General features: G+C 62.1%; 13 protein-coding genes. 5 read left to right on the top strand and 8 right to left on the bottom strand.

Going from position 1 to position 14141, the window contains the following annotated elements; translation table 11 throughout:
- Nucleotides 1-2 precede the first annotated feature (2 nt).
- The 7 genes from nagE to BI292_RS18890 form a co-directional block, all read right to left on the bottom strand.
- Nucleotides 3-1712, bottom strand: coding sequence for an N-acetylglucosamine-specific PTS transporter subunit IIBC (nagE, locus tag BI292_RS18920; RefSeq protein ID WP_101208772.1), 1710 nt, complete (start codon nucleotides 1710-1712; stop codon nucleotides 3-5).
- A 29-nt stretch (nucleotides 1713-1741) separates the two neighbouring features.
- Nucleotides 1742-4273 carry a phosphoenolpyruvate--protein phosphotransferase gene (ptsP, locus tag BI292_RS18915; protein ID WP_101208771.1) on the bottom strand — a complete coding sequence of 844 codons (2532 nt, stop codon included), beginning with the start codon at nucleotides 4271-4273 and terminating at the stop codon, nucleotides 1742-1744.
- A 264-nt stretch (nucleotides 4274-4537) separates the two neighbouring features.
- Nucleotides 4538-5560 carry an SIS domain-containing protein gene (locus tag BI292_RS18910; RefSeq protein WP_101208770.1) on the bottom strand — a complete coding sequence of 341 codons (1023 nt, stop codon included), beginning with the start codon at nucleotides 5558-5560 and terminating at the stop codon, nucleotides 4538-4540.
- On the bottom strand, nucleotides 5541-6647 hold the full coding sequence (gene nagA / locus BI292_RS18905; RefSeq protein WP_101208769.1) for an N-acetylglucosamine-6-phosphate deacetylase: 1107 nt from the start codon (nucleotides 6645-6647) through the stop codon (nucleotides 5541-5543). Before nagA ends, BI292_RS18910 begins: the two co-directional genes overlap by 20 nt.
- A gap of 33 nt (nucleotides 6648-6680) precedes the next feature.
- The gene (locus tag BI292_RS18900) at nucleotides 6681-7412 is read right to left on the bottom strand and encodes a GntR family transcriptional regulator (RefSeq protein ID WP_092272830.1); all 732 of its coding nucleotides are present in this window, start codon (nucleotides 7410-7412) and stop codon (nucleotides 6681-6683) included.
- A 510-nt stretch (nucleotides 7413-7922) separates the two neighbouring features.
- A complete protein-coding gene (locus BI292_RS18895) occupies nucleotides 7923-8426 on the bottom strand; it encodes a murein L,D-transpeptidase family protein (protein WP_092272827.1) in 504 nt (167 codons plus the stop codon).
- Nucleotides 8427-8504: 78 nt separating this feature from the next.
- The gene (locus BI292_RS18890; protein WP_092272824.1) at nucleotides 8505-9056 is read right to left on the bottom strand and encodes an NUDIX hydrolase; all 552 of its coding nucleotides are present in this window, start codon (nucleotides 9054-9056) and stop codon (nucleotides 8505-8507) included.
- A 146-nt stretch (nucleotides 9057-9202) separates the two neighbouring features.
- On the opposite strand from BI292_RS18890, the gene BI292_RS18885 reads away from it, so the two are divergent.
- The 5 genes from BI292_RS18885 to purT all read left to right on the top strand — a co-directional run bounded on the left by BI292_RS18885 (nucleotide 9203) and on the right by purT (nucleotide 12638).
- Nucleotides 9203-9802, top strand: coding sequence for a CoA pyrophosphatase (locus BI292_RS18885; protein ID WP_092272821.1), 600 nt, complete (start codon nucleotides 9203-9205; stop codon nucleotides 9800-9802).
- 51 nt (nucleotides 9803-9853) lie between these two features.
- Nucleotides 9854-10378, top strand: a complete 525-nt coding sequence (locus BI292_RS18880) for a gamma carbonic anhydrase family protein (protein WP_092272818.1) — start codon at nucleotides 9854-9856, stop codon at nucleotides 10376-10378.
- The gene (locus BI292_RS18875) at nucleotides 10375-10584 is read left to right on the top strand and encodes a DUF1289 domain-containing protein (RefSeq protein WP_092272815.1); all 210 of its coding nucleotides are present in this window, start codon (nucleotides 10375-10377) and stop codon (nucleotides 10582-10584) included. The genes BI292_RS18880 and BI292_RS18875 overlap by 4 nt, the downstream gene beginning before the upstream one ends.
- Before the next feature lie 304 nt (nucleotides 10585-10888).
- On the top strand, nucleotides 10889-11356 hold the full coding sequence (locus BI292_RS18870; RefSeq protein ID WP_092272811.1) for a VUT family protein: 468 nt from the start codon (nucleotides 10889-10891) through the stop codon (nucleotides 11354-11356).
- A gap of 100 nt (nucleotides 11357-11456) precedes the next feature.
- Nucleotides 11457-12638 carry a formate-dependent phosphoribosylglycinamide formyltransferase gene (gene purT, locus BI292_RS18865; protein WP_092272808.1) on the top strand — a complete coding sequence of 394 codons (1182 nt, stop codon included), beginning with the start codon at nucleotides 11457-11459 and terminating at the stop codon, nucleotides 12636-12638.
- A gap of 100 nt (nucleotides 12639-12738) precedes the next feature.
- On the opposite strand, the gene BI292_RS18860 is transcribed toward purT, so the two are convergent.
- Nucleotides 12739-14055, bottom strand: a complete 1317-nt coding sequence (locus BI292_RS18860; RefSeq protein ID WP_092272805.1) for an MFS transporter — start codon at nucleotides 14053-14055, stop codon at nucleotides 12739-12741.
- Nucleotides 14056-14141: the final 86 nt, after the last annotated feature.

Here is a 14141-nt window from a genome sequence, read left to right as displayed (position 1 = left end):
CATCAGACTTTCGCGCTGACCTCGTTACGGTTGACCAGTGCCTGCAGGGCGCCGCTCAAACTTGGCGCTTTATCGCCGATCAACAAGTGCCAGACGCCGCCGCCCAATGGGCTGACGCCTTGGCAACCCAGCGCTTGCAACTGGCCTTCGGACAATGCCTCGCCGTCCGCCAGTTGCAGGCGAATCCGCGTCATGGCGATGCAGTCCATTTGCAGCACATTGTCGCCACCGCCCAGCGCCTTCAGCCATTGCTGTGCTTCGGGCAGTGCCAGCGGTTTCGCCGTTTCGACCGCGGCGACCGGCGCGGTGATGACTGCGCGGCCAAGCGCCGGCATCGCCAGGCGAATCTCATCGGCGATGCTGTCCGCCATCGGTCCGACCACCACTTGCAAACTGCCGCCCTTGCCCGGCCGCACGACCGCCATCGCGCCCAAGGCTTTCAGTTCGGCATCGTTGGCCAGGTTGCGATCAACCATGTCCAGCCGCAACCGCGTGGTGCACGCGCCGACCGTGATCAGGTTGGCCGCGCCGCCCAAGGCCTGGATGTATGCCCCGGCGCGCTGATTTTCGGCGATCTGGACTTTCTCGGCAGACGCCACGTCTTCACGGCCCGGCGTCTTCAGATTGAAGCGGCGGATACAGAAGTCGAACACCACGTAGTAGATCACCGCGTAAGCCAGCCCGACCGGTATCACCAGCCAGCCATTGGTGGACTTGCCCCAGCCAAGAATCATGTCGATGAAACCGCCGGAGAAGGTAAACCCGAGATGAATGTCGAGCAGGTTGGTCACCGCCATCGACAACCCGGTCAGCAGCGCGTGCAGCAGGTACAGCATCGGTGCGAGGAACATGAAAGCGAATTCGATCGGCTCGGTCACCCCGGTCAAAAACGAGGTCAGGGCCATCGACAGGAAAATCCCGCCCATGACTTTGCGGCGTTCCGGCAAGGCGTTGCGGTACATCGCCAGGCACGCGGCGGGCAGGCCGAAGATCATCATCGGGAACATCCCGGTCATGAACTGGCCGCCCTTCGGGTCGCCGGCAAAGTAGCGCGACAGGTCGCCCGTGACCACGGCGCCGGTGGCCGGGTCGGTGAAGCTGCCGAAGATGAACCACGCCATGTTGTTGAGGATGTGGTGCAGGCCGGTGACGATCAGCAAGCGGTTGAACACGCCGAACACGAACGCGCCGAAGCTGCCACTTTCCATCATCAACGCGCCGAAGCTGTTGATGCCTTGCTGGATCGGCGGCCAGATGTAGCCGAACACCACACCCAAACCGACGGCGGCGAACCCGGTTGCAATCGGCACAAAACGCCGGCCGCCGAAGAACGCCAGGTACTCCGGCAACTTGATGTCCTTGAAACGGTTGTACAGCGCACCGGCCATCAAACCGCTGACGATCCCGGCGAGCATGCCCATGTTGATGCTCGCGTCCAGCACCTTCAGCGTGGAGATCATCACCAGATACCCGATCACCCCGGCCAGGCCTGCGGTGCCGTTGTTGTCCTTGGCGAACCCGACGGCGATGCCGATGGCAAAGATCATCGCCAGGTTGGCGAAAATCACTTGGCCGGCGTCATGGATGATCGCGATGTTCAGCAGATCGGTGTCGCCCAGGCGCAGCAACAGCCCGGCGATTGGCAGGATTGCAATCGGCAACATCAGCGCACGGCCGAGGCGTTGCAAGCCTTCGATAAAGTATTGGTACATGGCGGTTCTCCGTGGATTCTTTTTGTTGTTCAGCTCAGGGGCCAATGTTGCTGGCAGGCCTGACGCACCGCCGCCGCGCTGCGCAACTTCAGCAGGTCACGGCTGAGGCGTTGGCATGCGCTCGCGTCGAGGTGGCGCACGCGGTCCTTGATTTCACCGATCTGCACCGGGCTCACCGACAACTCGCGCACCCCCAGACCGATCAACACCGGCGTAGCCAGCGGATCGGACGCGAGCGCGCCGCACACCCCGACCCAACGCTGATGCACCGCCGCGCCGGCGCAGGTTTGCGCGATCAGACGCAGCAGCGCCGGGTGCAAGGCATCGACGCGGGAGGCGAGGCCCGCGTGGTCGCGGTCCATGGCCAAGGTGTATTGCGACAAATCGTTGGTGCCGATCGACAAGAAGTCCGCGTGTTCGGCCAGTTGCTCTGCAAGCAACGCGGCGGCGGGCACTTCGATCATCACGCCGAGCTCGGGCCGTTCATTCACTTGCAGCTCGGCGCACAGCGCGTCGAGGCGTTGGCGAATGTGCAACAACTCGTCGACTTCGGTGACCATCGGCAAGAGGATCCGGCAACGCGACAGAGGGCTGACTCTGAGCAGCGCGCGCAGTTGTTGATCGAGCAATTCCGGGCGCACCTGCGCCAGACGAATACCGCGCAGGCCCAACACCGGGTTGGCTTCGGCGGGCAGTGGCAGATAGTCGAGTTGCTTGTCGCCGCCGACGTCGATGGTGCGGATGATCACCGGTTTGTCGCCCATCGCATCGAGCACGGCTTGATAGGCCTGACATTGTTCCTGCTGGTCCGGCGCGGTGTGGCGATCGACGAAGAGGAACTCGGTGCGCAGCAGGCCGACGCCATCGGCGCCATTGGCCAGCGCATCGGCGGCTTCGGCGCTGGACGCAACATTCGCCGCGACTTCGATGTGGACGCCGTCGAGGGTCAACGCGTTGCCATGCGCTTGCGATTGTTGCAACGCGCGACGTTGCTGATGTTCGAGTTGCGCTTGCTGCACTTCGGCCAGGCGTTGACTGCTCGGCGTCAGTTCTAGGCGCCCGCCGTCGGCATCCAGCACCACCGACTGACCCTGTTGTTGCTCCCGCTGCTCCAGTAGCGCTGAACCCAGCGCCACCAGACACGGCAGACCTTTGCCGCGCGCCAGAATCGCCACGTGCGAGGTCGCGCCGCCCGCCGCCATGCACAATCCGCCGACGCCTTGCTGGCTCAGGTGCAGCAAGTCGGACGGGGTCAATTCATGTGCGGCAACAATCGCACCGTGGGGGATTTCGTAGTGCCAGGTTTCCCCGAGCAAGGCGCGCAGCACCCGTTGCTTGAGGTCGCGCAGATCGTTGGCGCGCTCGGCCAGCAACGGGCTGCCGAGCTGTTGCAGCACCTCGCATTGCGCATCGATGGATGCACTCCAGGCGTGGGTCGCGGCGCTGCCGCAGGTGATCGATTGCGCGGCAGCGTCGAGCAGCGCCGGGTCTTCCAGCAACGCCAGATGCGCGGCGAAAATCGCTTCTTCGTCGCTGTTTCGCTGTTTTCTGGCCAGCGCCAAGGTCTGCTCGATATCGCTGCGTACATGGCTCAGCGCGGCATCGAGGGCGTGGCGTTGCTGCTCGCAATCGTGATTGCCGGCGTCCACCGGCAGGCTGATCGCGTTCAACCGAAACAGCGGCCCGGCGACCAAGCCCGGCGCGGCGCAAACGCCGTGCAGCACACCCTTTTCGGCCGGACGTTGCGGGGCGGTAATCGGCGTCGGCGCGGCGGCCGCGTGGCTGTCTTCGGCCAGCGCGGTGGACAGCGCTTGCAGCAAGGCTTGCAACGCTGCTTCCGCGTCCGGACCGTGGCTGCTGACTTTGACTTCCTGCTGCTCGCCGATCGCCAGGCTCATCAGCCCGATCAAGCTGTCGCAGGACGCCGATTTGCCGGAGAAATGCAGCTGCGATTTGCTCTGGAAACCTTGCGCGGTCTGCCGAATCAACGCCGCCGGGCGAGCGTGCAAACCACCGCGATGGGCGATTCGAATATGCCCGTGAACCTCGATCCCGCTGATCTCGATTTCACTCGCCACGCCATGGGCCACTCGACGCACGATGTGCAGCAGCGGGTCGCCGACCTTGACCGATTTCAAGGTGATTGGCCGCGCCTGAAATTCTTCGCTGTTGGTCAGGATCAGCAGGCTGACCAGGCTTTTGCATTGCAGCGCAACTTTGTCCACGTCATAGCGCAACAGCGCCTGGCCATTGGTGACGCGCGCACCTTCGGCGACCAGCACCGAGAAACCTTCGCCCTGCAACTCGACAGTGTCGAGGCCCAAATGCAGGAGCAATTCGGCGCCGTTGTCGGCGCGCAAGGTGATTGCGTGACCCGTGCGGGCGACGTGCATAACCACACCGGCGCACGGGGCGTAGAGGGTGTCGTTGAGCGGGTCGATGGCGATCCCGTCACCCATCGCGCCACTGGCGAACACCGGGTCCGGAACGTTGGCGAGCGTGAGCACCGGGCCGCTGAGCGGGGCGCTGAGGGTCAGCTCTTTATTATTGTTGTCGGGCATGGCTCGGTCTCATCAGTAAACAATTCGGTTCGGATCACTTGGTTTTCTGTAAATGCGGTGCTTTTGTGGGAGCTGGGCTTTTGTAGGCACTGGGCTTTCGTAGGCTTCACACTTTTGTAGGAGCTGGGCTTTTGAAGAGCTGGGCTTTTGTGGGAGCCGAGCTTGCTCGCGATGGCGTCGGTGAATCCGATGCATTTCTGTGACCGAAATACCGTCTTCGCGAGCAAGCTTTGCTCCCACAGGTTGGTTCTATGGATTCAGCATTCAGTGAGTACGCGTGACTTTGCTCAGGTGCCGTGGCTGGTCCGGGTCCATGCCGCGGGCGACGGCCAGGCCGGCAGCCATCACATAGAAACTCTGAATCGCCAGAATCGGATCAAGCGCCGGATGTTCGGCACGGGTCAGGGTCAGGTCGCGCTCGCTGACGTCATCCGGCGCCGCCAGCAACACACGGGCGCCGCGTTGGCGCATGTCGGCGGCCAGGCTCAGCAGACCGGCCTGTTCGGCGCCGCGCGGGGCGAACACCAGCAGCGGGTATTGCTCGCCGATCAACGCCATTGGGCCGTGGCGCACTTCGGCGCTGCTGAACGCTTCAGCCTGGATCGCCGAGGTTTCCTTGAACTTCAACGCGGCTTCCTGGGCGATGGCAAAACCGGCGCCACGGCCGATCACCATCAACCGTTCGCAATCGCGCAATGCGTCGATGGCCAGGCGCCAATCCTGCTGCGCCGCTTCGCGCAAACCTTGCGGCAGTGCAGTGCCGGCTTCGAGCAATTCGAGGTCCTCTTTCCAATGCGCGATCAACCGCGCGCTGGCGCTGAGGGTGGCGATAAAACTCTTGGTTGCGGCGACGCTGCTTTCGGTGCCGGCCAACAACGGCAAGCTGAATTCACACGCCGCTTCCAGAGGTGAATCGGCGGCATTGACCATAGAAATGCTCAGCGCCCCGCGTTTGCGCAACAGCCGCAGACTGTTGACCAGATCCGGACTTTGCCCCGACTGCGAAAACGCGAACGCGACCTGGCCGCTGACCTTCAACGGCGCTTGCTGCATGGTCACCACCGACATCGGCAACGACGCCACCGGAATCCCCAGTTGCTGCATGGTCAGGTAGGCGAAATAGCTCGCGGCGTGGTCGGAGCTGCCGCGCGCGACGGTCATCGCCACTTGCGGCGGCTGACGGCGCAAGCGCCCGGCGATCTCGATCATCTGCGGGTCGAGTTGCTGCAATTGAGCCTGCACGGCCTCGAACGAGGACAACGCCTCTTCAAGCATTTTTGAAGTCAATGTCTTCTCCTTCGACCATGACGGCGGTCAATGTCAGTGAGCGATCCAGGCGCACGCAGTCGGCCCACGCGCCGGGTTGCAGGCGCCCGCGTTCGGTGATGCCGAGGTAGTCGGCGGGGAATTGCGAAAGACGTTGCGAGGCTTCGGCAATCGGCAAACCGATCTTCACCAGGTTGCGCAGCGCCTGATCCATGGTCAGCGTGCTGCCGGCGAGGGTGCCGTCGGCGAGGCGCACGCCGCCCAGGCATTTGGTCACGGTGTGGCTGCCGAGTTTGTATTCACCGTCGGGCATGCCCGCCGCAGCGGTCGAGTCGGTGACGCAATACAGGCACGGGATCGAGCGCAACGCGACGCGCATGGCGCCGGGGTGCACGTGCAGCAAATCGGGAATCAATTCGGCGTATTTCGCGTGGGCCAGCGCCGCGCCGACGATCCCCGGTTCGCGGTGATGCAGCGGGCTCATGGCGTTATACAGGTGAGTAAAACTGCTGGCGCCGGCCTCCAGCGCGGCGACGCCTTCCTCGTAACTGCCGAGGGTGTGGCCGATTTGCATGCGCACGCCGCGCGCACTGAGGGCGCGGATCAAACCGTCGTGGCCGGCGATTTCCGGGGCGATAGTGATCACCCGAATCGGCGCCAGTGCGAGGTATTCTTCGACTTCGGCCATCAACGCGGTGTGGGCGAAATTCGGTTGCGCGCCGAGTTTGCCGGGGTTGATGTACGGCCCTTCGAGGTGCACGCCGAGCACGCGGGCGCTGTTTTTCGGGCGCTGCTCGCAGAACTCGCCGACGGCTTTGAGCACGCTGGAAATCTCTGCGCTGGGCGCGGTCATGGTCGTCGCCAACAGCGACGTGGTGCCGAAACGCACGTGGGTTCTGGTGATGGTTTCGAAGGCTGTCGCGCCTTCCATGATGTCTTTGCCGCCGCCGCCGTGAACATGCAGGTCGATGAAACCCGGCAGCAGGTAAGGCAAGTCGTTGTCCGCCGGATCGCAGGGCACGCCTTCGATGGACACGACTTTGCCGTGTTGGTGAATCAGCCGGCCGCGAACCCAGCCGTGGGCGGTGAGGATATTGTCTTCGGACATTTCTGTTCTCGCTGTTTGACGACTTCGCCCGGTTTAGCGGCGCAGCTCTGCAACAAAGTCGTAGTAGTCGTTGCGGCAATAGGTGTCGGTGACTTCGATGGGCGTGTTGTCTTCCAGGTAGCCGACCCGGGTCATCAGCAACATCGCGGTGCCCGGCGCGATGCCGACCAGCGCGGCGAACTCGTCCGAGGCGTTGATCGCCTGAATATGCTGCAAGGCGCGCACGATCGGTTTGCCAATGCCATCGAGAAATTCGTAAAGGGAATCGCCCACCGCTTGCGGCTTGGGAATGATCGAGGCGGGCAGGGTGCTCATCTCGATCGCCATCACCGTGTCATCGGCTTTGCGCAAACGCTTGAGCCGCGCCACTTTGTCGTTGGGCGAGAGGCCGAGGCGGATCAGTTCTTCGTGGGTCGGCGGGGTGATTTCGCGCTCCAGCCACTGCGAGCCGGGGACAAAACCTTTCAAGCGGAGCATCTCGCTGAACCCGGACAGGCGCGACAGTGGTTGTTCCAGGCGTGGCGTGATGAAAGTGCCGGAACCCTGATTGCGCCGGATCAGGCCTTGATCGAACAACACCTCCAGAGCCTTGCGTGCGGTCACGCGGGAAATGCCCAGCAATTCGCTGAGGCTGCGCTCGGACGGCATCGCCTGCTCGGCTTTCCACTGGCCGGCATGGATCGCCGCTTCCAGATTGCGCGCCAGTTGCAGGTACAACGGCGTCGGCTGAGAGTCGTCAGGACGTAGGGCCTGGATGTCATTCATGTAGGCTGTTTCCGATGCGGATGTTGGATTGTTGTCGCCCGGTTGTGGGACGGAAGCTAATACCACTTAAATACCATGTCAATGAGACCACTTGGCTCGACAGGCAATGAAATCGGGGCTTTCAGACGCGTCGGCAGGGGGTTGCCTTGAAGTGGTATTACAGCGAGGGGTTTTGCGGGCGAAGATCGCAGCCTGCGGCAATGCTTGTACAGGCAAGTGGTATCTCCACTGCCGGCGCTGCCGAGTGCTGCAATTTTTTGATTTATTTTGCGAAGGGCGACCGAAGGTAGCGCTCAAAACCCTCTGCCTGAGCTGGCACACAACTCTGTGGCGAGGGGGTTTACCCCCGTTGCACTGCGCAGCAGTGCCAAATCTTGCCGCGCAGGTCTCATCGACAAACCGCGTGTGCTGACTTCACGACTGCTGCGCAGCCGGACGGGGGTAAACCCCCTCGCCACACATGCAGAGGAGCTCAGGAAGAACGGATGCAAAACAACTTATGCAAAAAAGCTACGGGCGGATCTCGATCATCGTGCCATCCGGCACCAGTCCCCAGACTTCGCGCATGTCCATGTTGCGCATGGCGATGCAGCCATCGGTCCAGTCCAAGGTGTGAAAGAGGTTTTCCGGGTAGTCGTAGGTATCCGGCGTGCCGTGGATCATGATCATGCCGCCCGGCGGTACGCCTTCGCGGCGCGAGCGCTCGGTGTCGTCGCGGTTGGGGTAGGAAATGTGCATCGCCAGGTTGAAGCGGTCACTGACCTTGCGCCAGTCCACCCAATAAAAGCCTTCCGGCGTGCGCTTGTCGCCCTCCATCAGCTTCGCGCCACGCGGCTGTTTGCCCAGCGAGATGCGGTAAGTGCGCAACGGCTGGCCGTCGGCAATCAGTTGCAGTTGATGGGCCGATTTGAGCACCAGCACTTTATCGATGGTTTTGCCGTCCAGGGTGACCGTGGTGGAGGCCTGGGAGACGACAACAAACGACAGGCAAAACAAGGCAAGCAACCAGCGCATTGAAACGATATCCCTAGAGGTGTCGCGACATGATTAAGTTATAGACGGCTAATTCAAAGCTGCTTTGCGCGCAGACGCTTAAGTGATGGCAGCTTGCGCGAGCGGTGGGATCGACTCGGAACGCACCGGGTAGACCTCGGTCTGCCGGTCCGCGAAGAAGCATTCTAAGGTACGGCCCACGGTGCGGAAAGCCAGGTCGGACCAAGGGATGTCCGCCTCTTCGAAAAGCTGCACTTCGAGGCTTTCCGGGCCGGCAGAAAAGTCCAGGTCGACCAGCTCGGCGCGGAAGAACACGTGCACCTGGCTGATGTGCGGCACGTCGATCAAGGTATAGATGCTCAATTCACGCACGCGGGCGCAGGCTTCTTCGGCAGTTTCGCGCACGGCGGCTTGCTCGATGGTCTCGCCGTTTTCCATGAAACCGGCGGGCAGCGTCCAGTAACCGAGTCGCGGCTCGATGGCGCGGCGGCACAGCAACACTTTTGAACCCCAGGTGGCGACGCAACCGGCGACGATATTGGGATTCTGATAGTGAATGGTCTGACAGCTGTCGCAGACAAATCGCAGGCGCGAGTCGCCTTCGGGAATACGCTGGGTGACCGGGTTACCGCACTGGCTGCAAAATTTCATGCTTGGGTTCCTGGAGGCTGCGCCTATCTTGGCGTGCGGCGGTGGCAGTCGGCAAGTTGTCGTTTCACGACATGGCGCAGTTCGGGGGTTGGGCGGTCGGTTCGATTGGTGCATGATGCGAGGTAGCCAACAGATCGAGAGCACTCATGCTGGACGAGCTACTTCATCGGGTAAGCAACCACACGCCAACTACGCTGGAGACCGACAAGCGTTTCCCCGAAGCGGCGGTGCTGGTGCCGATCACCCGCAGCGACGAACCGGAACTGGTCCTGACCCTGCGCGCCAGCGGGCTCTCGACCCATGGCGGCGAAGTGGCCTTTCCCGGCGGGCGGCGTGACCCCGAAGACCCTGACCTGATATTCACCGCGCTGCGTGAGGCCGAAGAAGAAATCGGCCTGCCGCCGGGGCTGGTCGAAGTGATCGGCCCGCTCAGCCCGCTGATTTCGCTGCACGGCATCAAAGTCACGCCTTACGTCGGGGTGGTCCCCGATTACGTCGAATACCTGGCCAACGATGCCGAAATCGCCGCAGTGTTCAGCGTGCCGCTGGAGTTCTTCCGCAAGGACCCGCGCGAGCACACGCACCGCATCGATTACCAGGGCCGCAGTTGGTACGTGCCGAGTTATCGCTACGGCGAATACAAGATCTGGGGTTTGACCGCGATCATGATCGTCGAATTGATCAACCTGCTGTACGACGCCGACATCAGCCTGCACCGTCCGCCGAAAAGCTTTATCAATACCTGAATCAATACCTGAAAGTGCACCCGCGGCTGCCTGAGCCTTGAGGATAACGAGATGAAATACCGCTTGGGCGATGCCCGTGTCGAAACCCATCCACAGAGCTGGGTCGCGCCTAATGCCGTGCTGGTGGGCAAGGTCAAACTGGAAGAGGGTGCCAACGTCTGGTTCAACGCCGTGTTGCGCGGCGACAACGAACTGATCCTGATCGGCAAGAACAGCAACGTCCAGGACGGCACCGTGATGCACACCGACATGGGCTATCCGCTGACCATCGGCACCGGTGTGACCATCGGCCACAACGCCATGCTCCACGGCTGCAGCGTCGGCGATTACAGCCTGATCGGCATCAACGCGGTGATTCTCAACGGCGCAAAAATCGGCAAGAACTGCATCATCGGCGCCAACTCGCTGATTGGCGAAGGCAAGGAAATTCCCGACGGCTCGCTGGTCATGGGTTCGCCGGGCAAAGTGGTGCGCGAACTCACCGAGCCCCAGAAGAAAATGCTCGAAGCCAGCGCCGCGCACTATGTGCACAACTCGCAGCGTTACGCGCGCGATCTGGTCGAGCAGGAAGAATGAATCCTGCGGAAAGACCCGTGATGTCGCCGTGCGTAAGCATTTGTGCGCTGGACGAAGATGACATTTGCACCGGTTGCCAGCGCACGGTCGAAGAGATCACCCGCTGGAGCCGGATGGACAACGACGAGCGGCGCAAGGTGTTGGGGTTGTGCCATGAGCGGGCCAAGTCCAGCGGGTTGATCTGGATGTTGCCTTCGAAATCCTGATTCGGCTTGAGATCGACCCCTCACCCTAACCCTCTCCCCGGGGGGGAGAGGGGACTGACCGAGGTGTCCTTGGAGTTACATCGACCTGAAAGACAGTGCCGAACTCGGGTTCCGGAACAGCGGCTTTGGATTGAGCCGAACACCTGAAAACACCGAAGATCGGCTCCCTTTCCCCTCTCCCCACTGGGGAGAGGGCTGGGGTGAGGGGTGGCTCTTGAAGTCCGGCAACGATCTCAACATTCCCTCCCTTGGCCCGACCTCACTCCCTGAAGTACCCTGTGCGCCAATTTCCCAGGTCGACCCCATGATTTTCCTGATTTCCTACATCAGCAGCGTCGTGCTGATCAACTACGCCTTTTCCACTGCGCCGCACCTCGACATCATCTGGTCGGCGTGGGGCGGCTTGGTGTTCGTGCTGCGCGACATGGTGCAGACCCGTTTCGGTCACGGCGCCATCGTCGCGATGCTGGCGGCGCTGGTGTTGTCCTACGTCACCTCCGATCCATCAATTGCGCTGGCCAGCGCCACCGCATTCGCGGTGTCCGAATGCATTGACTGGCTGGTGTTCAGCATCACCAAACGGCCGTTGCACGATCGCCTGTGGATAAGTTCGGCGCTGAGCATCCCGCTCGACACCTTCATCTTTTTCGGCATGATCGACGCGTTCACCCCAGGCGTGATCCTCACCGCAATGGGCTCGAAGTTCGCCGGCGTCACCGCCGTGTGGCTGATCATGGCGTGGCGCCTGCGCAAACAGGCCGTCGCCGGCTGAAGCCAAACCCTGCAGTTCATGTAAAATGCCGCGCTTTCTCCCCATGGGAAGCGCGCCCGGCGTCGCGACCCTCGATGATCCGCTTCTTTGAGGACCTGAGATGACCCGTATCGGAACTCCATTGTCGCCAACCGCGACCCGCGTAATGCTGTGTGGCTGTGGCGAGTTGGGCAAGGAAGTGGTGATCGAGCTGCAACGCCTGGGCGTTGAAGTGATTGCCGTCGATCGCTACGCCGACGCGCCGGCCATGCAAGTCGCGCATCGCAGCCACGTGATCAACATGCTCGACGGCGCCGCCCTGCGTGCGGTGATCGAAGCCGAAAAACCGCACTTCATCGTGCCGGAAATCGAAGCCATCGCCACCGCAACCCTGGTCGAACTGGAAGCCGAAGGCTTCACCGTGATCCCGACCGCGCGCGCCACCTCGCTGACCATGAACCGCGAAGGCATCCGTCGCTTGGCCGCCGAAGAGCTGGACCTGCCGACCTCGCCGTACCACTTCGCCGACACATTCGAGGACTACAGCAAGGCTGTCGAAGACCTCGGTTTCCCGTGCGTGGTCAAACCGGTGATGAGTTCGTCGGGCAAGGGCCAGAGCCTGTTGCGCAGCGTCGATGACGTGAAAACCGCGTGGGATTACGCGCAAGAAGGCGGCCGCGCAGGTAAAGGGCGGGTGATCGTCGAAGGGTTTATCGATTTCGACTACGAAATCACCTTGCTCACCGTGCGCCACATCGGCGGCACCACGTTCTGCGCGCCGGTCGGTCACCGTCAGGAAAAGGGCGATTACCAGGAATCCTGGCAGCCGCAAGCCATGAGCCCGATTGCCTTGGCAGAATCCGAGCGCGTTGCCAAAGCCGTGACCGAGGCCTTGGGTGGCCGGGGTCTGTTTGGCGTCGAGTTGTTCATCAAGGGTGATCAGGTGTGGTTCAGCGAAGTTTCGCCGCGTCCGCATGACACCGGTCTGGTGACATTGATTTCTCAGGACCTGTCGCAGTTCGCGCTGCACGCGCGGGCGATTCTGGGCTTGCCGATTCCGTTGATCCGTCAGTTCGGGCCATCGGCTTCAGCGGTGATTCTGGTGGAAGGGCAGTCGACCCAGACCGCTTTCAGCAATCTGGGCGCGGCACTGAGCGAGCCGGACACGGCGTTGCGTTTGTTCGGCAAGCCTGAAGTCAACGGCCAGCGCCGGATGGGCGTGGCGTTGGCGCGCGATGAGTCGATTGAAGCGGCCCGCGCCAAAGCGACCCGTGCTTCGCAGGCAGTTGTGGTAGAGCTGTAACCGCGGCGCGGCCTTCGCGGGCAAGCCTCGCTCCTACAGGATCACGCCAAGGTTCGGCGGAGATCTGTAGGAGCGAGGCTTGCCCGCGAAGCTTTTTCTGTCAGGCCACCCGATTCAAATCGTTATTACGCGTCTCTTTCAAGCACAGCACCGCAATCAAACTCAGCACCGCCGCCCCCGACACATACCCGCCGACGTAGCTCAAACCACCCATCGCCACCAGTTTCTGCGCAAAGAACGGCGCCGCCGAGGCCCCGACAATGCCGCCGAGGTTGTAGGCCGCTGACGCTCCGGTATAACGCACATGCGTCGGAAACAGCTCCGGCAGCAACGCGCCCATCGGCGCAAACGTTACGCCCATCAGAAACAGTTCGATGCACAAGAACAGTGCGACGCCCCAGGTCGAACCCTGCGTCAGCAACGGCTCCATCAGGAAGCCCGATAAAACCGCCAGCACGCCGCCGATGATCAACACCGGTTTGCGCCCGTAACGGTCACTGGCCAGCGCTGACAACGGCGTTGCGGCAGCCATGAACAGCACCGCAAAACACAGCAGCGCGAGGAAGGTTTCGCGGGTGTAGCCGAGGGTCGACACGCCGTAACTCAGCGAAAAAACCGTCGAGATATAAAACAGCGCGTAGCAAACCACCATCGATCCGGCACCCAGCAACATCGGCGCCCAGTATTGGCTGAACAGCTCGACCAGCGGAATCTTCACCCGTTCCTGACGCGCCATGGCGTTGGCGAACACCGGGGTTTCGTGGAGTTTCAGGCGCACGTACAGGCCGACCATCACCAACGCCGCGCTCAGCAGAAACGGAATGCGCCAGCCCCACGCGCGGAACTGCTCGTCGCTGAGGGTCATGGCCAGCGTCAGGAACAAACCGTTGGCCGCAAGGAAACCAATCGACGGCCCCAGCTGCGGAAACATGCCGAACCAGGCGCGTTTGCCTTTCGGCGCATTTTCGGTCGCCAGCAACGCCGCGCCGCCCCATTCACCGCCCAATCCCAAGCCTTGGCCGAAGCGCAGCACACACAACAAAATCGGCGCCCAGGCGCCAATGCTGTCGTAACCCGGCAACACGCCGATCAGCGTTGTACAAACGCCCATCAACAGCAGCGATGCGACCAGCGTCGATTTGCGCCCGATGCGGTCACCGAAATGGCCGAACAGCGCCGAGCCCAGCGGTCGCGCGAGAAACGCGATGCCGAAGGTGAGAAACGCCGAAAGCATTTGCGCGGTGCCGGAGGTCTGCGGAAAGAACACCGGCCCGATCACCAGCGCGGCGGCGGTGGCGTAGACGTAGAAGTCGTAGAACTCGATGGCGGTGCCGATGAAACTCGCAGTGGCCACGCGGGTGGCGGAGTTTGTCGGCGGGGCAGGCGTGGTGTCGCTATAAGCGGTGCTGGTGGTCATGCGTTGATCCCTGACAGTCATGCTCCAGTGGAGCGAATTATTATGGTCGAACACCCAGGGATGTGGGTTTGCAGCGGGGTGCGGGT

Origin of the sequence: Pseudomonas sp. 43NM1, assembly GCF_002836905.1 — a bacterium.
In the GTDB taxonomy this organism is placed as follows: Bacteria; Pseudomonadota; Gammaproteobacteria; order Pseudomonadales; family Pseudomonadaceae; genus Aquipseudomonas; species Aquipseudomonas prosekii.
The sequence above is the reverse complement of the archived record's forward strand: the minus strand, read 5'-3'. Positions and strand labels throughout refer to the sequence as shown.